Annotated in this window: 24 protein-coding genes; 15 read left to right on the top strand and 9 right to left on the bottom strand. The window is 72.6% G+C overall.

Translation table 11 applies throughout. The features are described 5' to 3' along the window. Nucleotides 1-9 precede the first annotated feature (9 nt). From AC2XR2_RS23760 to AC2XR2_RS23750, 3 genes are read left to right on the top strand one after another with little or no spacing between them, the layout of a single operon-like run. The gene (locus tag AC2XR2_RS23760) at nucleotides 10-267 is read left to right on the top strand and encodes an acyl carrier protein (RefSeq protein WP_449348828.1); all 258 of its coding nucleotides are present in this window, start codon (nucleotides 10-12) and stop codon (nucleotides 265-267) included. 1 nt (nucleotide 268) lies between these two features. Beyond that, on the top strand, nucleotides 269-748 hold the full coding sequence (locus tag AC2XR2_RS23755; protein WP_491516233.1) for an SRPBCC family protein: 480 nt from the start codon (nucleotides 269-271) through the stop codon (nucleotides 746-748). A gap of 19 nt (nucleotides 749-767) precedes the next feature. Then, a complete protein-coding gene (locus tag AC2XR2_RS23750; RefSeq protein ID WP_330265573.1) occupies nucleotides 768-1,103 on the top strand; it encodes a TcmI family type II polyketide cyclase in 336 nt (111 codons plus the stop codon). A 77-nt stretch (nucleotides 1,104-1,180) separates the two neighbouring features. Here the strand turns inward: AC2XR2_RS23750 and AC2XR2_RS23745 are convergent, their stop codons facing one another. The 3 genes from AC2XR2_RS23745 to AC2XR2_RS23735 form a co-directional block, all read right to left on the bottom strand. Next, nucleotides 1,181-2,209, bottom strand: coding sequence for a methyltransferase (locus AC2XR2_RS23745; RefSeq protein ID WP_381305669.1), 1,029 nt, complete (start codon nucleotides 2,207-2,209; stop codon nucleotides 1,181-1,183). Nucleotides 2,210-2,287: 78 nt separating this feature from the next. Further along, on the bottom strand, nucleotides 2,288-3,349 hold the full coding sequence (locus tag AC2XR2_RS23740) for a right-handed parallel beta-helix repeat-containing protein (RefSeq protein ID WP_449348825.1): 1,062 nt from the start codon (nucleotides 3,347-3,349) through the stop codon (nucleotides 2,288-2,290). A 73-nt stretch (nucleotides 3,350-3,422) separates the two neighbouring features. Then, nucleotides 3,423-4,454 carry a medium chain dehydrogenase/reductase family protein gene (locus tag AC2XR2_RS23735; protein ID WP_491516232.1) on the bottom strand — a complete coding sequence of 344 codons (1,032 nt, stop codon included), beginning with the start codon at nucleotides 4,452-4,454 and terminating at the stop codon, nucleotides 3,423-3,425. Nucleotides 4,455-4,550: 96 nt separating this feature from the next. On the opposite strand from AC2XR2_RS23735, the gene AC2XR2_RS23730 reads away from it, so the two are divergent. Continuing rightward, the gene (locus AC2XR2_RS23730) at nucleotides 4,551-5,204 is read left to right on the top strand and encodes a TetR/AcrR family transcriptional regulator (RefSeq protein WP_491516231.1); all 654 of its coding nucleotides are present in this window, start codon (nucleotides 4,551-4,553) and stop codon (nucleotides 5,202-5,204) included. A 263-nt stretch (nucleotides 5,205-5,467) separates the two neighbouring features. On the opposite strand, the gene AC2XR2_RS23725 is transcribed toward AC2XR2_RS23730, so the two are convergent. After that, entirely contained in the window at nucleotides 5,468-6,712 is a 1,245-nt protein-coding gene (locus AC2XR2_RS23725; RefSeq protein ID WP_491516230.1) for an MFS transporter, read from the bottom strand. A 134-nt stretch (nucleotides 6,713-6,846) separates the two neighbouring features. On the opposite strand from AC2XR2_RS23725, the gene AC2XR2_RS23720 reads away from it, so the two are divergent. Beyond that, nucleotides 6,847-7,785 (top strand): LysR family transcriptional regulator, encoded by a 939-nt coding sequence (locus AC2XR2_RS23720; RefSeq protein ID WP_381305656.1) that lies wholly within the window; start codon nucleotides 6,847-6,849, stop codon nucleotides 7,783-7,785. 5 nt (nucleotides 7,786-7,790) lie between these two features. On the opposite strand, the gene AC2XR2_RS23715 is transcribed toward AC2XR2_RS23720, so the two are convergent. Further along, entirely contained in the window at nucleotides 7,791-8,528 is a 738-nt protein-coding gene (locus tag AC2XR2_RS23715; RefSeq protein ID WP_491516229.1) for a DUF4232 domain-containing protein, read from the bottom strand. A 186-nt stretch (nucleotides 8,529-8,714) separates the two neighbouring features. Here AC2XR2_RS23715 and AC2XR2_RS23710 point away from each other — a divergent pair, with 186 nt between their 5' ends. Further along, a complete protein-coding gene (locus AC2XR2_RS23710; RefSeq protein ID WP_491516228.1) occupies nucleotides 8,715-10,007 on the top strand; it encodes a helix-turn-helix domain-containing protein in 1,293 nt (430 codons plus the stop codon). A gap of 12 nt (nucleotides 10,008-10,019) precedes the next feature. Here AC2XR2_RS23710 and AC2XR2_RS23705 read toward each other — a convergent pair whose 3' ends face one another. Further along, nucleotides 10,020-11,336 carry a phosphatase PAP2 family protein gene (locus AC2XR2_RS23705; protein ID WP_449348915.1) on the bottom strand — a complete coding sequence of 439 codons (1,317 nt, stop codon included), beginning with the start codon at nucleotides 11,334-11,336 and terminating at the stop codon, nucleotides 10,020-10,022. 711 nt (nucleotides 11,337-12,047) lie between these two features. On the opposite strand from AC2XR2_RS23705, the gene AC2XR2_RS23700 reads away from it, so the two are divergent. The 4 genes from AC2XR2_RS23700 to AC2XR2_RS23685 all read left to right on the top strand — a co-directional run bounded on the left by AC2XR2_RS23700 (nucleotide 12,048) and on the right by AC2XR2_RS23685 (nucleotide 14,842). Then, nucleotides 12,048-12,368 (top strand): MerR family transcriptional regulator, encoded by a 321-nt coding sequence (locus AC2XR2_RS23700; RefSeq protein ID WP_381305647.1) that lies wholly within the window; start codon nucleotides 12,048-12,050, stop codon nucleotides 12,366-12,368. Between the two features lie 250 nt (nucleotides 12,369-12,618). Continuing rightward, complete coding sequence (locus AC2XR2_RS23695) at nucleotides 12,619-12,822, top strand: cold-shock protein (RefSeq protein WP_007383480.1); 204 nt, start codon at nucleotides 12,619-12,621, stop codon at nucleotides 12,820-12,822. Nucleotides 12,823-13,000: 178 nt separating this feature from the next. Next, a complete protein-coding gene (locus AC2XR2_RS23690; protein ID WP_449348820.1) occupies nucleotides 13,001-14,449 on the top strand; it encodes a DEAD/DEAH box helicase in 1,449 nt (482 codons plus the stop codon). A gap of 90 nt (nucleotides 14,450-14,539) precedes the next feature. Beyond that, nucleotides 14,540-14,842: an SCO5918 family protein gene (locus AC2XR2_RS23685; protein WP_123762070.1), complete on the top strand. Its 303-nt coding sequence runs from the start codon at nucleotides 14,540-14,542 to the stop codon at nucleotides 14,840-14,842. Nucleotides 14,843-14,924: 82 nt separating this feature from the next. On the opposite strand, the gene AC2XR2_RS23680 is transcribed toward AC2XR2_RS23685, so the two are convergent. Genes AC2XR2_RS23680 through AC2XR2_RS23670 form a run of 3 tightly spaced genes read right to left on the bottom strand, consistent with a single transcriptional unit; the run spans nucleotide 14,925 to nucleotide 16,206 of the window. Further along, entirely contained in the window at nucleotides 14,925-15,692 is a 768-nt protein-coding gene (locus tag AC2XR2_RS23680; RefSeq protein WP_491516227.1) for a hypothetical protein, read from the bottom strand. A 12-nt stretch (nucleotides 15,693-15,704) separates the two neighbouring features. Next, complete coding sequence (locus AC2XR2_RS23675) at nucleotides 15,705-15,887, bottom strand: hypothetical protein (protein WP_030319908.1); 183 nt, start codon at nucleotides 15,885-15,887, stop codon at nucleotides 15,705-15,707. 13 nt (nucleotides 15,888-15,900) lie between these two features. Then, on the bottom strand, nucleotides 15,901-16,206 hold the full coding sequence (locus AC2XR2_RS23670; protein ID WP_381305639.1) for a hypothetical protein: 306 nt from the start codon (nucleotides 16,204-16,206) through the stop codon (nucleotides 15,901-15,903). A 205-nt stretch (nucleotides 16,207-16,411) separates the two neighbouring features. On the opposite strand from AC2XR2_RS23670, the gene AC2XR2_RS23665 reads away from it, so the two are divergent. The 5 genes from AC2XR2_RS23665 to AC2XR2_RS23645 all read left to right on the top strand — a co-directional run bounded on the left by AC2XR2_RS23665 (nucleotide 16,412) and on the right by AC2XR2_RS23645 (nucleotide 23,876). Then, nucleotides 16,412-17,980 (top strand): XRE family transcriptional regulator, encoded by a 1,569-nt coding sequence (locus AC2XR2_RS23665; protein WP_491516226.1) that lies wholly within the window; start codon nucleotides 16,412-16,414, stop codon nucleotides 17,978-17,980. Nucleotides 17,981-18,163: 183 nt separating this feature from the next. Continuing rightward, nucleotides 18,164-20,602 carry a SpoIIE family protein phosphatase gene (locus tag AC2XR2_RS23660; protein ID WP_491516225.1) on the top strand — a complete coding sequence of 813 codons (2,439 nt, stop codon included), beginning with the start codon at nucleotides 18,164-18,166 and terminating at the stop codon, nucleotides 20,600-20,602. A gap of 185 nt (nucleotides 20,603-20,787) precedes the next feature. Beyond that, the gene (locus AC2XR2_RS23655; RefSeq protein ID WP_381305632.1) at nucleotides 20,788-21,906 is read left to right on the top strand and encodes an ABC transporter permease; all 1,119 of its coding nucleotides are present in this window, start codon (nucleotides 20,788-20,790) and stop codon (nucleotides 21,904-21,906) included. A 205-nt stretch (nucleotides 21,907-22,111) separates the two neighbouring features. Continuing rightward, complete coding sequence (locus AC2XR2_RS23650) at nucleotides 22,112-22,876, top strand: polysaccharide deacetylase family protein (protein WP_381305629.1); 765 nt, start codon at nucleotides 22,112-22,114, stop codon at nucleotides 22,874-22,876. Nucleotides 22,877-22,919: 43 nt separating this feature from the next. Further along, nucleotides 22,920-23,876 carry a hypothetical protein gene (locus tag AC2XR2_RS23645; protein ID WP_491516224.1) on the top strand — a complete coding sequence of 319 codons (957 nt, stop codon included), beginning with the start codon at nucleotides 22,920-22,922 and terminating at the stop codon, nucleotides 23,874-23,876. The last annotated feature ends 237 nt before the right edge of the window (nucleotides 23,877-24,113 follow it).

Raw genomic sequence — 24,113 nt, 5'->3', positions numbered from 1 at the left:
AACAACCGTATGAGCGACCGCATCACCGTGGAAGAGCTGGCCGGGCTCATGAAGAAGGCCGCCGGGATCACCGTCGCCCCGCAGGACCTCGAGCAGATGGCCGACTCCGGCTTCGACGCCTTCGGCCTCGACTCGCTCGGTCTGCTGGGCATCGTCGGCGAGCTGGAGAACCGCTACGGCACGCCGATGCCCCCCGACGCCGAGAAGAGCAGGACGCCTCGGCAGTTCCTCGACCTCGTCAACAGCACGCTTCTCGCGGGAGCCTGAGATGACCGGACACACACAGAACGAGGTCACCATCGCGGCCCCGCTGGACCTGGTCTGGGACATGACCAACGACGTGGCGGACTGGCCGAACCTGTTCAGCGAGTACGCCTCCGCCGAGATCCTCTCCCAGGAGGGGAACCGGACCACCTTCCGGCTCACCATGCACCCCGACGACAACGGCAAGGTGTGGAGCTGGGTCTCGGAGCGGGAGGCGGACCGCGACACCCTCACCGTGCGCGCCCGCCGGGTCGAGACCGGGCCCTTCGCCTACATGAACATCGTGTGGCAGTACGAGAAGGTGCCCGAGGGCACCCGGATGGTCTGGACGCAGGACTTCGCGATGCGGCCGGACGCCCCGGTGGACGACGACTGGATGACGGACAACATCAACCGGAACTCCAAGATCCAGATGGCTCTGATCCGGGACCGCATCGAGAAGGAGGCCGGAGAACGCCGGCCCGTCTCGGTGCTGTCCGACTGACCGGGACGGAGACCCGACGATGCACCAGTCCCTGATCGTCGCCCGCATGGCCCCGGAGTCCGCCCTCGACATCGCCAAGGTGTTCGAGGAGTCGGACCGGGGTGAACTCCCCCACCTGGTGGGGGTCGCGCGGCGCAGCCTCTTCCAGTTCGGCGAGGTGTACCTGCACCTCATCGAGTCCGAGCGGGACCCCGGGCCCGCCATCGCCAAGGCGGCCGGGCACCCGGAGTTCCGGGACGTCAGCGAACGGCTGTCGGCGTACGTCAGCGCGTACGACCCGGCGACCTGGCGCTCGCCGAAGGACGCGATGGCGCGCTGCTTCTACACCTGGGAGCGGGACGCCGTCCGCTCCTGAACCACCGCCGCTCGCCGGGCACACGCTGTCGTGTGCCCGGCGAGCGGCGTTCCCCGGAATCCGTGCCGGCGGCTCGGTCAGCGCGGGACCGTGCAGTCGAAGGCGTGCAGGTACGGGTTGACCGGGCGGATGTCGTCGATGACCAGGCCCGCGTCGGTCAGCCTGCCGGTCAGGGACTCGGTGGTGTGCTTGGCCCCTCCGACGTTCAGGAGCAGCAGCAGGTCCATGGCGGTGCTGAACCGCAGCGAGGGCGAGTCGTCGACGAGGTTCTCGATGACCACGACCCGCGCTCCCGGCCCGCCCGCCTCGATGACGTTGCGCAGGGTGCGGGTCGTGCTGTCGTCGTCCCACTCCAGGATGTTCTTGATGACATAGACGTCCGCCTTGACCGGGACGGCCTCCCGGCAGTCGCCGGGCACCAGCCGCATCCGGTCCGCGAGGGCACCTCCCTCGCGCAGCCGCGGATCGGCGTTGGCCACCACGCGCGGCAGGTCGAGCAGGGTGCCGTGGAGCGCGGGGTACTTCTCCAGCAGGCTCGCCACCACGTGCCCCTGGCCGCCGCCGATGTCGGCGACCGAGGTGCTGCCCGACAGGTCGAGCAGCTGCGCCACGTCCCGCGCGGACTGCACGCTGGAGGTCGTCATGGCCCGGTTGAAGACGTCGGCCGACTCCGGGGCGTCCTCGTTGAGGTAGGTGAAGAACTCCTTGCCGAACAGGTCCTTCACCACGCTGCGGCCCGAGCGCACGGCCTCGTCGAGCAGCGGCCACGCCTGCCAGGTCCACGGTTCGGTGCACCACAGCGCGATGGCGCGCAGGCTGTGCGGGTCGTCCTCGCGCAGCAGCCGGGACATGTCGGTGTGCGCGAACCTGCCGTCCGGCTGCTCGGCGAAGACGCCGTAGCAGGACAGGGCGCGCAGCAGCCGCCGTAGCGTCCTCGGTTCGGTCTTGACCTCGGCCGCGAGGTCCTCGACGGCCAGGGGGGTGTCGTCGAGGGCGTCGGCGACACCCAGGCGGGCGGCCGCGCGCAGGGCGGCCGCGCACGCCGCCCCGAACACGAGCTCCCTGAGCCGCATGGACGGCGGCGCGGCGGTCTGTACGGCCGTCATGGGCCGTCCTCCTTCTTCGAGTTCTTCGAGTTCTTCACGGTCTTCGCGTTGTTCGGTGTCCTGGATGGCCATGGCCGGTCAGCACAGTCCCGCGGGCCTGGAGGCCCGGCAGGTGTTGCCCGCGAAGGCGTTGTCCTTGCCGGCGACCGTGTCGACGAGGTCCGCCGGGGCGTTGCCGTCCAGCGTGTTGTCGGTGATCCGGTTCCGCTCGCTGGTGGTGCCCACGAAGCTCTTGAACAGGACGATGCCGCCCGACAACGAGGAGGTGCCGACGTTGCCGGTGACGCGGTTGCCCGTCACCAGGGTGTCCTCGGTGCCGGTGAGCACGATGCCGGAGCCCTGGAGCGCCTCCAGCCGCGCGGTCTTGGGGCAGGACTTGTTGTTCCGCTCGACGGTGTTGCCGCGCACGGTGAGGGCGCCGGCCCGCGGCTTGTTCTCGTCGCCGACGACGAAGACGCCCGCGCAGTTGCCGGTGAGGTGGTTGTCGGCGACGGTGAGGTTCCGGAGGCGCCGGACGGTGATGCCGATCCGGTTGCCCTCCAGGCGGTTGCGCTCGACGACGGTCCCCTCGGTGTCGGCGGCGCCCGCTTCCCTCGTGATGGTGTTCGCGAGGAACAGGCCGGCGTCGCCGTTGTCCCGGGCGGTGTTCTTCCGGAACACCCCGCGGACCGACCCCTCCTGGGCGATCCCCCACACGCCGTTCTTCACCGCGGTCACGTTCCGCACGGTCAGTCCGTCGGTCGCCATGGCGAACACGCCGGTGCCGGGGAAGTTCCGCACGGTGAGGGAGGCGACGGTGACGCCCTCGAGGTCGCGGTCCTTCGCCCCGATCACGCAGATGCCGTTGCCGCGCTCGGCACAGGCGTTGGCGGCCTTCGTCGTGGCCGGCTCGATGACGGTCTCGCGGCCCGTGCCGCGCAGGGTGAGGCCGGGGGTGGTCACCTTGACGCTCTCGCGGTAGGTGCCGGGGGTCACGAGGACGGTGTCGCCCGGCTGGGCGGTGTCCACCGCCCGCTGGATCGACTGTCCCGGGAAGACCAGGTGGGTGGTCTGGTGGGCGGCGGCGGAGGGGGCGGCCGTGAGGGCCGCTCCGATGATCGCCACGGCGCAGGTCAGGTAGGAGATATGAAATCTCATCATATTCGGTACGTTATGGGGTGAATGCTCCGGAACGGTCCCGATAGACCACCTGGGGGCGTGTCACGGAACGGAACTACGGCGTGAGGACGACCTTGCCGGCGACGGTGCCGGACTCGGCCAGCCGTACGGCCTCGGCGACCTGGGCGAGCGGCAGTCGGGCGGCGACCCGGGCGGTGATCTCACCGCGCTGGAGGGCGGCGAAGACCTGGGTGAGGTCGGCGCGCAGCCGGGCCCGGAACCGGTTCCTGGCCAGGGCCTTGCCGGCCCACACGTTGAAGAAGTACGCGCGGCGGCGGTTGGGCAGGGCGTTCCACAGCCACACCCGGCCGAGGAGCTTGAGCACGGGCCACTGCTTGGAGCCCTCGGCGTCCCGGGTGGCGGCGCTGCCGTAGGAGACGAGGGTGCCGCCGGGGGCCAGCAGGCGCCAGGAGTCGACGATGCCGCGGCCGCCGACATGGTCGAAAACGGCGTGCACACCCCGCGGGGCGAGTGCGCGGATGCGGGCGGGCAGGTCGGCGGCGCGGTAGTCGACGGGGACGACTCCGCGCTCCCGCAGCGCGTCGTGGTGGCGCTCGGAGGCCGTACCGATCACGTGGGCGCCCGCGGCCCGGGCGAGCTGGACCAGGACCGAGCCGACACCGCCGTTGGCGCCGTGCACGACGACGGTCCGGCCGGCCCGCACCCGGGCCTTGCGGTGCAGCATCTGCCAGGCGGTGATGCCGTTGACCACGAGGGTCTCCGCCTCGGCCGCGCCGATCCCGTCGGGCACCAGCACCGTGTCCGCCGCCTCGACCACGACGTGGCTGGCCCAGCCGCCGACCTTGACCAGCGCGGCGACCCGGGTGCCGGCCAGCTCCGGCTCGACGCCCTCGCCGGTCGCGAGGACGGTGCCGACGAGGTCGTAGCCGGGCACGAAGGGGAACGGCGGCTGGTCGTAGTAGCGGCCGCGCCGCATCTGCTGTTCGGCGAAGGAGACGCCGGTCGCCTCCATGCGGATCACGACCTGGCCGGGGCCCGCGGTGGGCACCGCCCCGCGCCGGATCCGGAGCCCTTCCGGCTCGACCTTGCCCGGCAGGACGACCTCGACGAGTTCCTCGGCGTTCATGGTGACACCCTCCGAAGGGTTAGCTGGCTTCGCGTTGGTTAGAAGCTATAACCACCTGCTCGGAAGTGTCAATAACTTCAGTGATAGCCTCTAACTATGGTGAACTCGGAAGCGAAGACCCCGCGCGAGCGGTACCGCGCCCAGGTGCGGACGGAGATCAAGGAACGGGCGTGGGAGCAGATCGCCACGGCGGGCGCGTCGGCGCTCTCGCTCAACGCGATCGCCAAGCAGATGGGCATGAGCGGGCCCGCGCTGTACCGGTACTTCGCCGGACGGGACGAGCTGATCACCGAGCTGGTCCGGGACGCGTACCGCAGTCTCGCCGACACCTTCGGGGCGGCCGTGCGGACCGGCGCCGACGCCACCGCGCTGGCCCACGCCCTGCGCGCCTGGGCCCTGGCCGACCCCCAGCGCTACTTCCTCGTCTACGGCACCCCCGTCCCCGGCTATCACGCGCCCGACGACGTCACCGCGATCGCGCGGGAGATCATGGCGGCGCTCCTGGACGCCTGCGCCCGGCTGCCCGAGGACCGCCCGGCGAGCGCGTTCGACGAACACCTCGAGGACCACCGCGCCTGGGCGGCCGGCCACCCCGCCCCGACCGCCACCCTGCACCGGGCCCTGACCTTCTGGACCCGCCTGCACGGCGTGCTCTCCCTGGAACTGTCCGGCCACTTCACGGGAATGGGCTTCGACCCGGCCCGCTTCTTCAGCACGGAACTCGGGGAACTGACCGGCACCCTGGAGTGAGGGGCCGGTGTCCAGGGGCGGCGTGAACGGCTCGCCCACCCGGTCCACGCGGGACGCCCGCCCGTCGCCCCGGTCGAGGTCGCAGGCGACGGAGGTACCGGCGCTGCCCGGCGGAGACCGGCCGGTACGGCTCCACGACGCCCCGCCCCGGTGGGCGCACCGGAGCCCCTCGTGACCGGCCACCGCGGGCGCCGTCCCGGTCGGGTTCCCGGCAGGGGATGGTGCCGCCGTGCGCGTGTGCGTCGGTGAGGGCTCCGCGGGCCTCAGTGGCTGCGGGAAGGCTCCGGTTCCGGGTGCCGGGTTCGGTTCGGGTGGGGGAGCAGGAGGGGGGTGGTCAGGATGAGCAGGCCCGTGATGGTGAGGGCGGTGCGGGGGGTGGTGGCGTCGGCGAGGAGGCCGACGAGTGCGGTGAGGGTGGCGATGGAGGCCTGGGAGCCGATCGACCAGGCCGTCAGGGTGCGGGCCACGAGGTGCCCCGGGGTCTGTTCGAGCCGGTAGGTGGCGAGGACCGGGGTGTACAGGCTCATGTTGATGATGATCGCCAGCTCGACGACCATCACGGTGACGAGTCCGACGACACCGGGGCGGACGAAGGCCAGGCCGATCAGCCAGACCGAGCGCAGCGTGCCGACGGTCCGGAAGACCCGGTCCCGGCCGAAGCGGGCCACGACCCGGCCGGCCAGCCGCGAGCCGATGAGTCCGCCCAGACAGGGCAGGGCGAAGGCGAGGCCGTACTGCCAGGGCGGGAAGCCGAGCCGGCGCAGCAGCAGCACGGCCAGCACCGGTTCGGTGGCCATGATCAGACCGGCGACGAGCAACTGGTTGAGGTAGAGCGGCCGTAGAACGGGGTGGCCCAGGATGTGCCGCCAGCCGTCGAGCAGCCCGGCCGCCCGGATCCCCGGGCTCTTCCCGGTCGTCCGCGGCGCTTCCTCCCGGCCGCGGATCGCGGTGATGCCCAGCGCGGAGAGCAGGTAGCTGAGCGCGTCGGCCACCACGGTGGTCACCGGCCCGAACAGGCCGATCGCCGCCCCGCCCAGCGGTGGCCCGACCGCGATGGAGCTCCAGTTCGTGGACTCGAACCGCGCGTTGGCCACGAGCAGGTCCTCCGGACGGACCAGGCTCTTGAGGTAGGCGCCACTGGCCGCGTTGAACGCGATCTTGGCCGCGGCGACCACGGCCGAGACCACGAGCAACTGGACGAAGCCCAGCCGGCCGAGGGCGTAGCCGAGCGGGATCGTCGCCATGGCCGCGAACCGGACCAGATCCATCATGATCATGACCGGACGCTTGCGCCGGAACTCCACCCACGGCGCGAGCGGCACCGCGATCAGCGCACCCACGGCAGGCCCCACCGCCGACAGCGCGGACACCTCGGCGGGCCCGGCACGCAGCACCAGCACGGCGATCAACGGCAACGCCCCGAACCCCAGCCCCGACCCGTACGCGCTCACCGCGTACGACGCCCACAGCCAGCCGAACGGCCGGCCCAGCCGTCTCCTGCCCACCACGCCCCGCCCCTCGAGAACCCGTCCGCACAAATCGGCGTTGACCGATGAGAGCCAAGCGGGCAGGACAACAGCAGGTCAAACAACCGACCTGGCGGCAGTCCACAACCATGGGTTGTTCCCTAAGGTGGGTCGGCGTGGACCTCGAAACCGTGCGCACCTTCGTCGCCGTCGCGGACGCGGGCCGGTTCCAGAGGGCCGCCGACGACCTGTCGATCACCCAGCAGGCCGTCTCCAAACGCGTCGCGGCGCTGGAACGCACTCTCGGCGTGCGGCTGTTCACCCGTGCCCCGCGCGGGGCCGAGCTCACCATCGACGGCCGGGCCTTCCTGCCCCACGCCCGCGAGCTGCTGCGGGTCGCCGAACGGGCGTCCGCGTCCGTGCGCCCCGGCCGCCGTCCGCTGCGCGTCGACGTGATCGCCTCCCGCAGCGCGCAGTCGAGCCTGATGCGCGACTTCCACCGGGCGCATCCCGGGATCGAGCTCGACGTGATGATGCTGTTCGACATCGAGACGGCCGTCACCGCCCTGCGCTCCGGTGCGATCGACGCGTCCTTCCGGGCCGTGGCCGCGCCCGGCCGCCCCCTCCCCGAGGACATCGAGTCCGTCCGGGTCCTCGACGAGCCGCTCCAGCTCCTCACCGGCCCCGAGCACGCCCTGGCGAGCGCCCGGTCGGTGACCCTCGCCGAGCTCGTCGGGCACCGGATCTGGATGCCCGGCATCGCCCCCGGTACCGAGTGGGGCGCCTACTACGACGACCTGGTCGCCGAGTTCGGCCTCACCATCGAGGTGACCGGCCCCAACTTCGGCTCCGACGCGCTCCTCGACACCGTCTCCGACACCCCGGCCCTGGCCACCTTCATGGGCGAGCACACCCGTCTCATCTGGCCCGCCGACCACGGCCTGCGCCGCATCCCGGTGACCGACCCGACGCCGGTCTACCCGCACTCGCTCCTCTGGCACCGCGACAACCCGCACCCGGCCCTGGCCACCCTCCGCGCCCACCTCACCGCCGGGACGGCCGCCCGGGACGCCGCCGGAACCTGGGTACCGGGCTGGGTGCTGCCGCGCCGGTGACCGGGTCACCAGGACAGGGCGTCGTTCATGTCCTGCTGCCAGTAGGTCACCTTGAGGGAGTCGTCGACGTAGACGCCCTTCGCCGGCAGGGCAGGGGCCGCGGCCTTGCCGACGCTCCCGGCGAGGGAGCGGCCCTGGAAGTGGACGGTCAGGGACTTCGCCGTGTGCCCGTTCGCGGCGCTGCCGTCGGTGGCGGACAGGTTCACGGAGGCGTAGCCGGACTGGCCCGGCTCGAGCGTGACCACCGCCTGCGGCTGGGAGTCCTCGATGGTCGGCGGCACCGACTGCGCCTCACCGAACCGGACGGCCGGAGATCCGTAGAGGAAGCAGGTCCTGCTGCCCGTGTTGGTGACGGTGAGCAGCAGGTGGTTCACGGGACGGGTCAGCGGGGCCGCCACCGTCTTCGTGGTGGACCCCTCGCACGTGACCGGTGTCGCGGCCGAGGACGAGCCGGCGGAGGAGGTGCGGGAGGCGGCGGGCGCCTTCGAGGCGGCGGCGGACGTGGGCTTCGCGTCGGCGGCGGTCCCGGTGCCGGTGCCGCTGGCGTCCGTGCGGGTCGACGGGCTCTCGGGGGTGGTCCCGGAGCCGGCCTCCGCACCCGGGGTGGCGGAGGTGCTCGCCGTCGCGGCGCCCTCGTCCTTGGTGCCCGTGCCGTTGTCGCACGCGGTCAGGGAGAGCGCCGCGAGGACGGTGGTGGCCGCGGCGGCGGCGAGACGGATGCGGGAGGTGCGGAGGTTCGGCATGTCGCTGTGCCCCTTGGGAGTTGGCGTTGCGGTGGTGATTGGATGACCGAAGCTTGTGAGGCGATCCGTCCCAACCGCCACGCCCAGCGGGCAGTTGGGGACACTGGAACGCCGAAACGGGCTTTGACCAGGAAGAATGCGGCGCCCTTGGAATGCGTTCCCGGGATGCCGGGGTGAGGGGTACGGGTGTCAGGGGCGACGGGGACGGCCGAGTCGGAGGCGTTCGCAGCGCTGTTGCGGGAGCTCAAGGACCGCTCGGGACTGAGCTACGGCGTGCTCGCCAAACGCCTGCACATGAGCACGTCGACACTGCACCGCTACTGCAACGGCACCGCGGTGCCGGTCGAGTACGCGCCGGTGGAGCGCCTCGCCCGGGTCTGCCGGGCCACTCCGCAGGAACTGGTGGAACTGCACCGCCGCTGGATCCTGGCGGACGCGGCCCGCGGCCGCAGGACGGAGGCCGCGAGCGAGGACACGGGGGCCGCCGAGAACACGAGCCCCGGCGAGAACACGGGCGACGACGACCCCGGTGAGCCGGTCGTCATCGACCCGGCAGCCGAGGTCACCTCACCCCGTCGCTCCCCCTGGCCCCACCGCCGCCGTACCGCGCTGATCGCCTCCGTCGCCGTGGTCGCCGCGCTCGGCGCCGTCGCGTACGCCCTGCGCCCGACCTCCGAGCGCGCCGGGGACAGCACGGCGCCGACGATCACCGGCAGCCAGGACGCCGGCCCCGCCCGGGAACCCTCGGCCCGCGCGTCCGCCGACCGCGGACCGTCCGCGTCGGCCTCCGTCTCCCCCACCGGCACGGCGGGCGCCGGGAGCGCCGCGTCCGGCGATCCGAGCGGCGACGACAAGCCCGCCACCCGGCAGCCCGCCACCGGCGTCCCGCTCGCCGTCGCCACCCGCCCCTACGTCTACGACAGCCCGTGCAGCCAGCACTTCCTCGTCGACAGCGAGCCCGCGCAGGTCGGCCCGCCGGCGAGCGAGCAGGACGCCCCGCGCTGGGCCGCCGCGTACGGGGCGGTCTCCTCGGGCGAACAGGAGATCGCGCTCACCGTGCAGGGCACCGGCGCGGAGACCGTCGTCCTCAACGCGCTGCACGTACGGATCCTGTCCAGGGGCGCCCCGCTCGCCTGGAACGACTACTCGATGGGCGTCGGCTGCGGCGGCGGGGTCGGCACCAAGTCGTTCGACATCGCCCTCGACCAGGGCAGCCCCGCGGTCACCGGGAAGAACGGGCAGCGCGACTTCCCGTACAAGGTCAGCGAGTCCGACCCGGAGGTCTTCTACGTCACCGCCCACACCGCGGCGCACGACGTCCGCTGGGACCTCACCCTGGACTGGTCCAGCGGCGACCGCAGCGGGACCGTGCACATCGACAACGACGGCAGCCCGTTCCGGACCAGCGCGAATGTGGACCGCCCCGGCTACGACTATCCGCTGGGCGGCAGCGAGTGGATCGAGCGGGTCGGGGGCTGATCCGGGCGCGGTTCAGGCAGGTTCGGGGTGCGGCTCCGGCTCCCGGACCGGCACCGGCGCCGCCTCCCAGCGGGTGACGGTGCGGACATAGCCGTAGATCACGGAGAGCATCGCCAGCACGAGCAGCGGGCCGGCCAGCCAGGGGTGCTCGCCCATCTGGACCGGCAGCAGGGCGTACGACAGCAGGAGCGCCACGAAGACCGCCGTACCGTACGCCGTCAGCCGGAGCCCCGCGCGGTCCCAGCCGCGGTCGTACGTGCGTACGGCCATCTCGATGGTGAGGGTGAACACCACACCGGCGATGAGGTCGACGCCGTAGTGGTAGCCGAAGCCGAGCGTGGCGCAGAGTGTGGCGATCAGCCAGAACGTGCCCGCGACGCGCAGCAGGCGCGGGCCCTTGCGGGAGTGGATGAAGATCGCGGTGGCCCAGGCCGTGTGCAGGCTGGGCATGCAGTTGCGGGGGGTGACCGTGTCGAAGGGTATGGAGTGCGGGGCGGTTATCGGGGGCGGGGTCTGTGGCCACAGGTCGGCCACCGCCCAGTGTCCGTCGCTCGGTATCTGCGGCGACCACAGGGCGATCGACGCCCAGTGGTCGGTGCCGGTGCCGTAGGCGAAGACCGGGCCGACCACCGGGAAGATCATGTAGATGGCCGGGCCGAGGAGGCCGATCAGCAGGAAGGTGCGCACCAGGTGGTGGCGCGGGAAGCGGCGCTCGGCGGCCACGTTGCGCAGCTGGTAGAGCGCCACGACCACGGCGGCCACCGCGAGCTGGCCGTAGATGGTGTCGAGGAAGTTGAAGCCGATCGCGCCGGTCGCCGTGACGAGCCGGCCCATCAGCCAGGACGGGTTGCCCAGGGCGTGGTCGGCGGCCGCGAGGTACGGGTCGAGCACCTGCGGGCGGCTCTTCGCGGTGATGATCAGCCAGGTGTCGCCCAGTTTGCGGCCGGCGACCAGGACCAGGCCCAGACCGACGCCCTTCAGCAGCAGGGTCCGTTCCGCGCCGGTGCGGCGGGTGAGGGCGAGGACGCCGCAGCCCAGGGTCACCCAGAGCGCGCCGTTGCCGAAGGGGTGGCCGTGGGTCACCTCGATGCCGCACGCCGTCCGGACCACGAGGAAGCCGAGGTCGATGGCTATCGCGGCGCCGAGCGCGATGAAGCGTTGCCGCCAGGTCAGCACGACCATCGTCAGCGCCAGGCCGGCGTACAGCAGGGGCCCCGACTTCGGCGGGCCGACGGTCTCGCGCGCCAGGGTGGTCAGCGGCCCCGGCAGACCGTAACCGCGGGCGGCGAGCTCCAGCGCGACGAAGGAACCGAGGGCCACGGCGCCCATCACGGCCCACAGTCCCGCCCGTGCGTCGATTCGCTGGAGTATCTGTCTCAATTTCGGCCACTTCGCTAGATGTCGTTCAAAGAACCGCCTGCCCGAAAGGGGAAGAGGGAAGGATCACGGTCCGGGTTCCGGCCGCCCGAGCATGCGCACAGTGATGTGCCCCCCCTACATGAGAAGCCCGGCGCCCACCGGGTGGAAAGTGACCGGCGACGGTTCCCCCCTGGCACCGGCTGTGGATGCACTGTGGACGCCGCCGAAGGTGCAGCGTATGGCATGGCGGGGACAATCGGACACTGTGATGTCCGGCTCGTCCGCGGGGGAGGAAGGGACCCGGGCAGGCACGGTGGGGACACGCACGTGGCGGGCACAGTAAGGCAGGCCCGCCGCGCGCAGCCAGGGACCCGAGGCAGGCACAGCCAGAACCCGGCGCGCGCACATCCGGCGCGGCAGCAGACGCACGGTGCGTGCGTCGGAGATCCGGCGGGCGCCGCTCGGGCGGGGGCCGTGAGGTGTGAGGGTGGCGGGCGGGGGTTGCTGGTCCGTGTGGGGGCTGTTGGGGTGCTGGGGCGCGAGGTCCTTCCGGTGGTGGAAATCTGTCGGGGCGGCGCCACATATCCGGGTGGGGCGACGTTAGGGTTGTGACCATCCGGGCACTACTGGGTCGGTGTCCGGGCCGTCGGGCCCACGCCGCGCCCCCGAAACGAAGGTGCCATGCCCGCCGAGACCTCCCCCGCCGGCCGCCTGGACGACGACGACTACCCGGCCTACACCATGGGCCGGGCCGCCGCCATCCTCGGTATCACCCCTGCCTTCCTGCGGGCCGTCGGCGAGGCGAAACTGATCACCCCGCTGCGTTCGGAGGGCGGCCACCGCCGGTACTCCCGCGGCCAGTTGCGCATCGCCGCCCGGGCCCGCGAGCTCGTCGACCAGGGCACCCCGATCGAGGCGGCCTGCCGCATCATCGACCTGGAGGACCGGCTCGACGAAGCCCTCCGGCAGAACGAGGAGCTGCGCCGCCGGCTGGACGAATAACTGTCGCAGCCACAACAGAATCACACACGGGGCGCGACGAGATTTCCGGAAGGGACGGGCCCAGAATTACCGGGAGCGTGGATCCGCGCATCTACGGTGTGTTACCGTGATAAGAGTTGCAGTTTTGGTTTCCGGAGATTCTTCAAGAAGGTCTCCGCGTCTTTCCGGGTCTTACCGGAGGGGTGATCATCGCGGCGACTCGGAATCCGTAAAGTGCGGATCCCGGCACTGCCCCTTAGGGAGATTCAATATGGCATCTGGCACCGTGAAGTGGTTCAACGCGGAAAAGGGCTTCGGCTTCATCGAGCAGGACGGCGGCGGCGCCGACGTGTTCGCGCACTACTCGAACATCGCCACCTCCGGCTTCCGCGAGCTTCAGGAAGGCCAGAAGGTTACCTTCGACGTCACGCAGGGCCAGAAGGGCCCGCAGGCCGAGAACATCGTTCCCGCCTGACGCTGACGCAGTTTTACGGCTGGGGCCCGCACTCTTGGGTGCGGGCCCCAGCCCATTGCCCGCAACTGTTTGCTTCGCTTTCTCCCCGGCTCTTTCTTGCGAATTCTCGTGCGGTTTCGCCGCGCCCCGGAGGAATTCCTCGACACGTGCCGCACGCATCGAGGAAGGTTCCCCACCCATGAACCGCACCCGCCGTACCGGAAACAACGGAAACAACGGGACCAGCAGGAACAACGCGTCCCGTGTCCGTTCCCGGGCCGCGAGCCACCAGCGCCCCCGTGCCGCCGCCGCACCCCGCGGCGAGTTCACCCTGCCCACCACGATCACCGAGGCCCTGCCGGCGGTGGAGGCGTTCACCGACCTCGACCTGCCCGAGCGGCTCCAGGCCGCGCTGCGCGCCGAGGGCGTGACCGAGCCCTTCCCGATCCAGGCGGCCACCCTGCCGAACTCGCTGGCCGGACGGGACGTCCTGGGCCGCGGACGCACCGGCTCCGGCAAGACCCTCGCCTTCGGCCTGCCCCTGCTGGCCCGTCTGGACGGACAGCGCGCCGAGCCCCGCCGCCCCCTCGCCCTGGTCCTGGTCCCGACCCGCGAGCTGGCCCAGCAGGTCACCGACGCCCTCACCCCCTACGCCAAGGCGCTGCGCCTGCGCGCGGCCACCGTCGTCGGCGGCATGTCGATCGGCCGCCAGGCATCCGCGCTGCGGTCCGGCGCCGAGCTCCTGGTGGCGACACCGGGACGGCTCAAGGACCTCATCGAACGCGGTGACTGCGAGCTCGGCCAGGTGGCCATGACCGTCCTGGACGAGGCCGACCAGATGACCGACATGGGCTTCATGCCGCAGGTCACCCATCTGCTCGACCAGGTGCGTCCGGACGGCCAGACGATGCTGTTCTCGGCCACCCTCGACCGCAACATCGACCTCCTGGTGCGCCGCTACCTGCACGACCCGGTGGTGCACTCGGTCGACCCGTCCGCGGGCGCCGTCACCACCATGGAGCACCACCTGCTGCACGTGGTCGACGACGACAAGCGCGCCACCGCCACCGAGATCGCCGCCCGCGACGGCCGCGTGATCATGTTCCTGGACACCAAGCACGCGGCGGAGCGGCTGGCCAAGCACCTGCTGTCGGTGGGCGTGCGGGCCTCGGCGCTGCACGGCGGCAAGTCCCAGCCGCAGCGCACCCGCACCCTCGGCCAGTTCAAGGACGGCCAGGTCAGCGTGCTGGTCGCCACCAATGTCGCGGCCCGCGGGATCCACGTCGACGACGTCGACCTCGTCGTCAACTTCGACCCGCCCGCCGACCACAAGGACTACCTGCACCGCGGCGGCCGTACGGCACGCGCCGGCGAGTCCGGCACCGTCGTCACCCTGGTCCTGCCGCACCAGCGGCGCGCGGTGGACCGTCTGATGTCCGACGCCGGCATCTCCGCCCGGATCACCCGGGTCCGCCCGGGCGAGGCCGAGCTGAACCGCATCACCGGCGCCCGCACCCCCTCCGGCGTGCCCGTCACGCTCCCCGCCCCGGCCGCCGCCGAGCCCGCGCAGCGCACCGGGGCCGCCGGACGCGGCCGCGGCAGCCGCTCCGCGCGGGGCCGCCGCCGCTCCGCCCGCACCCCCCGATAGCCGTACGACCCACTCCGAGAAGGAGACGAACAGGGCCGCACCCTGGGCGTTCTCACCGTCCCCGTTCCGACCGCTCCCCGTGGAGGCGCCATGCGCATCGTCATCGCACGTTTTCCCTTCGACCTGACCATGAGCGAGGTCGAGAGGTCGATGGAGGGCGTCGAGCCCGAACCCGCCACCGGACCGTGCGTGACCGTCGGCTCCCAGGTGTACCCGGTCAAGCAGGTCGGTCAGGTGATCACCCGGCAGGACCGCCGGGACTTCACCGCCAACGAGGTGAGCCGGGCCCTGACCCGGCTCGGCTTCACCTGCCACGAGGTGCGGCCGCCGCGCCCGGAGGCCTTCAACGACCCGTCGGCGTCCCTCCCGTGGGCCGACACCCCGCTGGGCTGACCTCACCCGGGCAGGCCCGTGGCCGCGATTCCGACCCCCGTACGGGTTCGCGGCCACGCACCCGGCTCCGGTGCCCGGGCCCTCAGCGCCCGGACTGCCAGTAGGGGTCGAGGACGGTGAGCGCCGCGTCGTGGTCGCCGGTCAGCCAGTTCCGCACATGCGGGGCGCGGGCCGTGTCCAGCACCCAGCGCACGACCGTGTCGTAGCGGCGATGGGCCGGGGTCCGCTCGTCCCGCAGCCACGCGAAGCAGGCGCTCACCAGACAGCGGTAGTCGGTGCGGCTCGCGTTGTCCGAGGCCAGGTCGGTGCCGTAGCCCGGGCCCCGTTCGCGGGCCAGCGCCACCCAGGGTTCGAGGATCCGCAGCGCGATGTCCGGGTCGCCGCTGCGCAGGGCGCCGAGGACCAGGGCGTAGCGGTAGGAGCCCTCCGTGAACAGGGGGTCCTCGCGCATCGTCGCCCGCAGTCCCGCGTCGGTGTCGCGCAGGGTCAGCAGGGCGTCGTGCCGGTGGCCGTTCATCAGGTGGTCCTCGAAGGTCCAGGTCAGCAGGTGGAAGCGGACCAGCAGGGCGAGGTAGCGATCCCCGTCCCGCTCCGCCTCGGCCAGCAGGGCGTCGAGTTCGGCCCGGCGCTCGCCGTGCTGCCAGGGCCAGGCGTGGCGCGGGTAGGTGCCGCTGCCGCAGGCGTCGCAGCGGCGTGGGATCCCGGGCCGCGGACTGGCGAAGTACCCGCCCTCTCCGCAGTCCGGGTTGTCGCACTCCCAGCCCTCGGCCAGGGCGTCCGGCGGTGCCTGGTAGCCGTGTCGGCCGGCCGGCAGCCGACGCGGCCCGAGCAGCCTGTGCAGGATCTCCATCCCGTCCTCCCCTCAGCCGACCTTGGCGTGGTGCTCGTCGCGCGAGTTCGGGCAGACGTAGCCGGTGTTGCCGCACCGCCTGCACGTGGTCATCGGGCCGACCCGACCCTGGCAGCGCGGGCAGCGGACGGCCCGCACCCTCTTGCGGCAGGCCCGGTCCCCGCAGTGGACGTCCTTGTCGCCGGTGTACCGCACGCGGATCCCTCCCTCACCTGGTGCTCTGCAACTCACGCTCACGGGCGGCGCGTTCGGCCGGGCTCAGCCGGGTGATCCGGCCCGAGCGGCTGCGCGGCCGTACGCCCCACGGCGAGGCGGGCTGCCCTCTCAGCAGCCAGACGGCGAGCGTGATCTCCCAGCCGACCGCCTTGACCACGCTGACCAGGAACCACTCCGGGCTGATCAGCAGCAGCCACGGCGAGACGCCGTGCCAGAAGGAGCCGCCCGCCCGCGCGTTGAACGTCCACAGCGCGATCACCACGCCGATCACATGCCCGAGTGCCAGTGCCGTTCCCATCGATGCCTCCCCCGACATCACCTCGACCGGCCGTCCGTACGGGCCGGTTGACTCGTTGGTACCGCCGTCGGGGGCCCGGTCCACCGCGCGTTGCACAGCTCGCCGGGCGCTGCAAGGCGCGGCGCGGGGCGGTGGGAAATCGGGTATGTCAGAGGGAATTGTCTCGGCCGGGGCCGGATGGCCCGACTCCTGCCACACTGACCGTATGAACGCGCGTGCCGCGGACGGCGCGGGGGCCGGGCTGGGGCGGCGGGCCCGTGTCGCATGGCTGTTACGGGTCAACCGGCTGCTGGCCGAGGAGAAACCGCTCAGATCGCTGCCCGCGTTCGCGGCGGCCTTCCACGGCGGGAGCTACGACCGCGAGGTCAGCGTCAGCACCGTCTCGCGCTGGGAGACCGCCCGGACTCCCGTCCCCTGGCAGGCGGTTCGCCGCTACGAGGAGCTGCTCGGGCTGCCCCGCAACCGGCTCACCGCCACCGCGCGCACGGTGTGGCGCTACTGGGCGCCCGGTCCCGTCCTGGACGTCGACCCGGTCGCCCCGGCCGGCCGGGACCTGGAGGACCTGCTGGAGCAGGCGGTGTCCGGGGACGTGATGACCGGTGACCACTGGGACCAGCTGGTCGACGGACTGTGCGCGCGGCCCGACGTGGTGCTGATGCCGTCGGGCACGTGGGCCCGGCTCGCCGAGCGGCTCGTCGAGGAGATGGTGATCGCCGACGACCTTCCGTGGATGCTGCGCTTCGAGTCGCTCAACCGGCTCCTCAACCACCGCAGGGGCGGCCGTACGGTCGTCGCGGTGTGCGGTGCGATGGCGGCGGGGCGGGCCCGGCTGACGGCGACCGAGATCGTCTGCGCCCTGGACAACTCCGCCCACCCGGACGCGGCCGACCGGGTCCTGCGTGAACTGGCCCGGCCCAGCGGGCCGTTGGCGCATCGGGGCGCGGTCATGGCGTGCTTCCGCAAGGTGAACTACCGGCAGTTCGACGAGCCGCAGCTGACCAGGCTGGTGCGGGCGGTGCGGGACTGCGCCGACGACGGCCCGTTCGGCGACCAGGTCGCACCGCTGCGCACCCATCTGTCCGCCGCGCACCCCGAGCACGCCCGCGCGCTCCTCGGCCGCCGCCCGCCGGCCCCGCTGCCGGGGCGGCGGGTGTCCGATCCGGCCGCGGCGGCGGTGCGCAGGGTGACCGCGCGCCTGGGGGCGCTGGAGCCCGGCCGGGTGGGCGACTCCGCCGTGCCGACCGCGCTGGTCGGCGAGGCGCTGGCCAGCCCGCTCTTCGACGTCCGGCTGTACGCCGCGTTCCTGCTCGCGGCCACCCCGTACCGCCCGGTGCTGGCGGACGCGCTCGCGGCGGAACTGGTACGGCCCCTCGCCACCCGGCAGGAGGACCTCGCGGTCCCGCTCCTGGACGCGCTGCGGGTCGTCGGCGACCACCGCCACCGCGGGCTGCTGCAATGGCTCGCGGTGACACCGGGCGTACCGCGCACCACCGCGTACGCCGCGGTCCGCGGCCTCGGCCATGTCGCCGCCGACCGCTCCACCGGCGACTTCCTGCGCTCCGCCCTCACCCACCACCACACCGCGTGGCGGGCCGGCCGGGACCCGGTGACCGCGGCCACCCTGGAGAGCCTCGTCTACGCCCTCGGCATGGCCGCCCGCGACGACGTGCTCACCGCGATCCGCACGAACCCCGACTTCCTGCCCACCACCCGCGCGGCCGCGTCCTGGTGGCTGAACATCCCGGCCCACCACCGCACCAGCGCCCTGCTGTGACGACCTCGCCCGCGACCGGAGCGCACCAGCGGCCGCCGGAACCGACACCACCGGCCCCGAGATCCTTCCGTTCCGTTCCGCCCGCCCGGCGCGCCGTGCAAGACTGCGGCTCCGCACGGCAGGGTCGCCGTATGCCTTCTGTCATCGCTTGAGCGGAGAGCTGCGCGGCGGGACGCTGGGAGCATGGACGGCAGGCGCGGCACATCCGGAGGCACCGTGGAGGGACCCGTACCCGAGGACCTGGCGGTCGTGGTCGACGCCGGCGGGACGGTCACAGTGTGGAGCTCCGGGGCGCGGCGGCTGCTCGGCCACGAGGCCGCGGAGGTCGTGGGGCGTCCGGCGGCCGACCTGCTCGCGGCCGACCTCCCCGAGTCCGCGCGCCGCCACATCGCCCAGGGCCGGCGGTGGGCCACCGAGGTGGCGCTGCGGCACCGCGACGGCGACCGTGTCGTCGTACGGCTGAAGGGCACCCCGCTCGCGGACGGCGACGGCGCGCGGCCGTGGCTGATCACCCCCGCCGCACCGGAACGCGTGTCCCAGCCCGCCGAGCCGACCGCGGAGGCCCTGTGGGACCTCACGCTCGCGCAGCTGCCCGTGCCGGTGGCGGTCTACGACGCCGAGGCGCGGCTGGTGACGGCCAACGAGGTCATGACCCGGGTGATGGGCCGCACCCTCGCCGAGATGCGCGGTCTGACCCTGTGGGAGATCGAGCCGAACCCGCCCTTCGACGAGTACGACCGCCTCCAGCGGCAGGTCCTGAGCACCGGTGAGCCGATCTTCCACGAGAACTACGGCCAGGCCCCCGGCGAGGTGCGGGGCCACGCCTGGTCGATGTTCCTGTCACCGCTGAAGGACGAGGGCGGGGCGGTGCTGGGCATGTCCGCGGCCGTCTTCGACACCACCGAGCAGTACTGGGCCCGCCGCCGCCTCGCCGTCCTCAACGACGCGAGCCTGCGCATCGGCAGCACCCTGGACGTCGTCCGGACCGCCGAGGAGCTGGCCGAGGTGGCCGTGACGGGCTTCGCGGACTTCGTCACCGTGGACCTGCTGGAGTCGGTGGCGCTCGGCGACGAACCGGAGCCGGTGCCCCCGGACCGGCCGGTCACCGTACGGCGGACCGCGCAGCGCTCGGTCCTCGACGGCTGCCCGGAGTCGGTGGTGCCGTCCGGCGAGACGACGTTCTACCCGGTGGACACGCCCCCGATGCGCGCCCTGATCGCCGGCCGCGGCACCCTGCCGCCCGAGGGCGACCCGGGGATGCGGGCGTGGGTCGAGTCGTCCCGGGCCCGGGCCGAGACGGTGGCCAAGTACCTGATCCACTCGGTGATGATGGTGCCGCTGCGGGCCCGCGGGGTCACCCTCGGGCTGGTGCACTTCCTGCGCCACCGCACGGTGGAGCCGTTCACCGAGGACGACCTGCTGCTCGCGGAGGAGATCGTCGCGCGGGCGGCGGTCAGCGTGGACAACGCCCGCCGCTACACCCACGAGCGCCGCACCGCGCTCACCCTCCAGCGCAGCCTGCTGCCCGACCGTCCGCCGGACCTCGCGGCGATGGAGGTCGCCTACCGCTACCTCCCGGCGGGCTCCGGCGCGGACGTGGGCGGCGACTGGTTCGACGTCATCCCGCTCTCCGGCGCCCGGGTCGCCCTGGTGGTCGGTGACGTGGTGGGCCACGGCATCCACGCCTCGGCGACGATGGGCCGCCTGCGGACGGCCGTGCGCACCCTCGCGGACGTGGACCTCGCCCCCGACGAACTCCTCACCCAGCTCGACGACCTGGTGGTCAGGCTGGACCGGGAGGAGGGCCCGGAGACCCGCGGCGGCCCGGCGGCCCAGGCACCGACCTCGGGCGAGGTGGGCGCCACCTGCGTCTACGCCGTCTACGACCCGGTCTCCCGCCGCTGCACCATGGCCCGCGCCGGCCATCCGCCGCCGGCCGTGGTCACCCCCGACGGCGAGGTCCGCTTCCTGGACCTGCCGGCGGGCCCGCCCCTCGGCCTCGGCGGCCTGCCGTTCGAGTCCGTCGAGGTGGAGCTGGCGGAGGGCAGCCTGCTGGCCCTCTACACCGACGGCCTGGTCGAGGCGGCCGACCGCGACATCGAGGTCGGACTGGACCTGCTGCGCGGGGCGCTGGCCGACAACGCGGGCCCCCTGGAGGAGACCTGCGAACGGGTCCTGCGCACGGCCCTGCCGGCCCGCCCGGCCGACGACATCGTCCTGATGCTGGCCCGCACCTCCGCCCTGGACACCGCTCAGGTCCGCACCTGGCAGCTGCCCCGCGATCCGGCGGCGGTGTCGCGGGCCAGGAAGGAGGCGAGCGAGCAGGTCATGGCGTGGGGTCTCGGGGACGCGTCCTTCGCCGCCGAACTGATCGTCAGCGAACTGGTCACGAACGCGGTCCGCTACGGCGCCGACCCGGTCGTCCTCCGGCTGATCCGCGACTCCAGCCTGATCTGCGAGGTGTCCGACGGCAGCAGCACCGCCCCGCATCTGCGCCGGGCCCGGGTGTTCGACGAGGGCGGGCGGGGGCTGCTGCTGGTGGCGCAGATGGCGGAGCGGTGGGGGAGCCGGCAGACGGCCACCGGGAAGACGATCTGGGCGGAGCTGGGGTTGCCGGACTAGGGCTCCGCGCGGGGGTGGGCCGGGCCTTGGGGGCATGCCGGGTCAGGCCCCGCGGCGTGCCGGGTCAGGCTCGGGGCGTGCCGGGTCAGGCTCGGGGCGTGCCGGGTCAGGTCTTCCGAGGTGTCCGTTTCCTCCGGGACGGCAAACGGAACGGCAAGTTCACCCACTTGTGCGACGATGCGCCCGTGAACGCACCCTCCACCCCCTCCTCCGGCGGACCCGCCCCGGAGCCGGCCCCCAAGTCCCCTGGTTTCGCGGCCGAGTTCAAGGACGCGGTGACGCTCCGGGCCTTCGGCCTGGTCCTCGGCGGCCTCCTCGTCCAACTCGCCTTCGTCCTCTCGTACGTCGGCGCCTTCCACTCCCCCACCCCGCACCGCATCCCGGTCGCGGTGGTCGCCCCCCAGCAGGCCGCCGCGAAGATCGTCGCCCAGCTCAACGCACTGGACGGCGAACCGGTGAAGGCCACGACGGCCGCGAGCACGGCCGAAGCCCGCGAGTGGGTCATGACCCGCAGGACGGACGCGGCCTTCCTCTTCGACGCGCAGGGCACCGAGGACACCCTCCTGGTCGCCTCGGCCGGCGGCCCCTCGGTCTCCCAGACGGCCACCCAGATCGCCCAGAAGATCGAGGCGTCCGAGAAGCGCCGCATCACGGTGACCGACATCCGCGCCCCCAACTCCGGGGACGGCCGCGGCATGACGTCCTTCTACCTGGTCCTCGGCTGGGTGATCGGCGGCTACCTGACCGCCACGATCATGGGCATGGCCGCGGGCTCCCGCCCGGCCAACCGTCAGCGCACCCTGATCCGTCTGGGCGCCCTCGTCCTGTACGCGGTGGTCTCGGGCGTGGCCGGAGCGGTGATCGTGGGCCCGGTGTTCGACGCGCTCGGCGGTCACTTCTGGGCGCTGAGCGCGATCGGCGCCCTGGTCGTCATGGCGTCGGCGGCGACCGCGCTCGCCCTCCAGACCCTGCTGGGACTGCTCGGCACGGGCCTGGTCATCCTGCTGTTCGTGGTCCTGGGCAACCCGAGTTCGGGCGGTGTGTACCCGGCCCCGTTGCTCCCCGCCTTCTGGAGCGCGATCGGCCAGGCCCTGCCACCGGGGGCGGGCACGACCCTGGTCCGCAACACGGCGTACTTCTCCGGCCACGCGACGGCCGGCGCCCTGTGGGTGCTGGTCGCGTACGCGGTCGGGGGCGCGGCGCTCGCGTGGGGGGCGTCGTGGTGGCGGGAGCGGCAGGCGGCCGGTGCCGGGAAGGTGACCGCGGTGCCCTCGGCGGACGCGGCGGATGCGGCGACGGCCTGACGGACAGCCCCGGTTGCTCGCTCGGTCGTCCGCCCGGTTGCTCGCCCGGTCCGCCCGGTTGTCCGGGAACCACCCCGGGATTGTCCTTGATCGGTAACGGACGCATCCCATGACCGTCCCCACTCGTCCTGCCAGTTGGTCGCGTTGGTCGCAAGGAGACAACGCGGCCGGCTGATCGGCGGAACTGCGGGAGAGTGGGGCGGACATGGCGCGGCACGGCGGACGTGGCTGGTACGGCAAGGTGCTCGGGGCGGCGCTCGGGGTGACGTTGCTCGCCGCCGGCGCCTCGGTGTGGACCGCGCAGGCCGGTGCCGTGGGCTCGTCCCCGAAGGCGGCCACGTCGGCGAAGCCGGCCGCGGTGAAGCCGGTCGACGTGACCATCGCGCACGCCTCGGACAAGGGCGCGCGCGGCGTCAACATCACCATCGACGACGGCCCCGACCCGCGATGGACCCCCCAAGTCCTGGAAGTACTGCGCCAGTACGGGGTCAAGGCGACGTTCTGCATGGTCGGCACGCAGGCGCAGGCCCACCCGGACCTGGTGAAGCAGGTCGTCGCGGACGGACACCGGCTGTGCGACCACTCGGTGTCCCACGACACCACCATGGACAAGAAGTCCGAGGCCTACCAGTCCCAGCAGATCCTCGACGCCGAACGCATGATCACCGAGGCGTCGGGCGGCGTGCGCCCCCTGTACTACCGGGCCCCGGGCGGCGCCTTCACGCCGTACAGCCGCAAGCTCGCCGCCTCCCGGGGCATGCGCCCGCTGGGCTGGAACGTCGACTCCAAGGACTTCGAACTCCCCGGCACGGCCGCCATCATCGCCACCGTCGAGCACGAACTCCCGAACGGCCCGACGATCCTCTTCCACGACGCGGGCGGCGACCGCGCCGAAACGGTGGAGGCCCTGCGCCGGCTCCTGCCCCGACTCCGCGACCAGGGTTACGTCTTCGGCTTCCCGGTGCGCTGAGAAGCAGATCCTGACACCATTACCCTCTGTCATGCTTCGAGGCATGAGGCATCAGCAGATCCTGGACAAGCTCGCTGCTCGGGGAATCGTCCAGGCGATGACTGAGGACGTCGCCCGGTGGACCGCCGGGCAGATGTCATACCGCGGCCGGTCCCATGCGGAGGTCGAGCAGGCGGTGATACCGCCGGTCCTCGCCCGCTGGCGCTGCCTGCTGGACGCAGGTGACGCCCCGGCGGCGGACAGGAACGTGGGGTGGGTGGCGCTGGCCACCGTGCTGCACAAGCACGGCTTCCATGACGGCGCCCTCACCGCGCGGGCCCTCACCTCGGTCGACGAGCTCAACCGGCACGTCGTCCTCTCCGACGCGTTCGCGAGACAGTCCCCGGCGATCAAGGCCTTGCTGCGGTCGACGCCGGCACCGCCGACGCGCCGCCCCCGAAGTCCGAGAACGGTCACCTTCCTGCGCCCCGGCGACGTCGTCTCCGTCCAACTCGCCGACCGCTTCCACGGCGCCTACGTCCACGAGTTGCACGGCGCGAACGAGTTCCCGGTGATCGAGTTCTACGCCGGTTCCTTCACCACTCCGCCCACCATGGCCCAGCTGGCAGACCTACCAGCGGCCCGATCCGCCGCCCGCGCCCGCTTCGGGGTAGTGGGGCTGACCTACCTGCCCGACCCGGCCCACCAGGTAGTGCCCCTGGCTTCCCGGCACGCACAGCCCCCACACGGAGGCGGTCCCCGGTCTGCTGACGGCCTGTGGACCTTGACCGACCTCCTCGACCTGCCGGGGCCACGGCGGGCTTCGGTCAGTGAAACGCGGTGGTCACCGAACATGTCGTTCCGTACCGTGCCCCTCATGACCGACCACCGAAGGAGCAGTGCCGCGTGTGGCTGCTACGGCATCGACTTCCGCGGTCACCTCGGAACCGTGCTGCACGACCTGCCCGAGGTGATCCCGGCCGGCAGCCTGGACGTGCCGTGGTGGCGGGGTCACCACTAGCGAGGCGGCGGCGACAGCATCCCGCATGCCCATCCCCTGGCAGGCCGGCGCCGATTCGTTCGCGCGGATCTCGAGGCGGCGCGGAGTCGAACCCGACGACGACGGCTTCCTCGTGCAGTGGTGTCGGTGGGACTGGGGCTCGCCGCCCTCTGGCAGGCCCAGCCCCTCCGCAGTGACCTGACCCTTCAGCGCGCGGAGTAGTGGCACGGCACGGCCTCCCGTGCATCCCGTCTTCGC

The organism is Streptomyces sp. LS-MS-L19 (assembly GCF_058382285.1).
The sequence above is the reverse complement of the archived record's forward strand: the minus strand, read 5'-3'. Positions and strand labels throughout refer to the sequence as shown.